The organism is Lentilactobacillus farraginis DSM 18382 = JCM 14108, from assembly GCF_000583655.1.
Taxonomy (GTDB): Bacteria; Bacillota; Bacilli; order Lactobacillales; family Lactobacillaceae; genus Lentilactobacillus; species Lentilactobacillus farraginis.
Map to the genome: position 1 here is coordinate 1 of NZ_BAKI01000125.1, position 626 is coordinate 626.

Annotated in this window: 1 protein-coding gene; it reads right to left on the reverse strand. The window is 41.2% G+C overall.

The window, feature by feature from the left end; all coding sequences use genetic code 11:
- Window positions 1-48: 48 nt before the first annotated feature.
- Window positions 49-420, reverse strand: coding sequence for a helix-turn-helix domain-containing protein (locus JCM14108_RS14005; RefSeq protein WP_237745855.1), 372 nt, complete (start codon window positions 418-420; stop codon window positions 49-51).
- Between the last annotated feature and the right edge of the window lie 206 nt (window positions 421-626).

Below are 626 nucleotides of genomic sequence, written 5' to 3' on the forward strand. Positions count from 1 at the left end.
GAACCCGTAACAGGTCCGCTAATTTGAATTGGGCCTCGAGTAGGCAGATTACTTGGGCGATTTCTTGGTGGGTTGCTTCATCGAGGCCAATAATTTTAACGCTTCGTTTTTGATTCGTAATTCTAAGTTTTCAGCCTCTAATTGTTTCAATCGATTCTGTTCTGGCGTTAGCTTTTTGGCTTTTGATGATTTCTTAGCTGGTTTCTTTTGGTTATGAGTCATTTTGGGTTTCCGTCCTTTTGATATACACAATAACCCATTTGGCCCTTGATTGCGATAAATTTCTTTCCACTGATAAATTTGTGAGCTGCCGACATAGCCAAACTCAGCAGCCACTTGAGTATATGAGGCATGATGACTAATCGCCCAGCTGGCAACTTGAATTCTAAATTTTGACGTTACTTGAGGCGGCTCAAACAAAACTTTCGCCCCATGCGTCCGATAAGCGGCCACCAGCATGTGAAAGACAGTTAGTGAGATCTGATATTTATTAGCAATGGTCTTCAGACTGCCCTGACCATCAAAGTAGTCAATCAGGCACGCAATTTAACGGCCTTTGAAATCTTAGTCATAAAAAATACCTCCAGAGTTAAAGTTTTTTACTTTAACTTTGGGGGTATACCTCA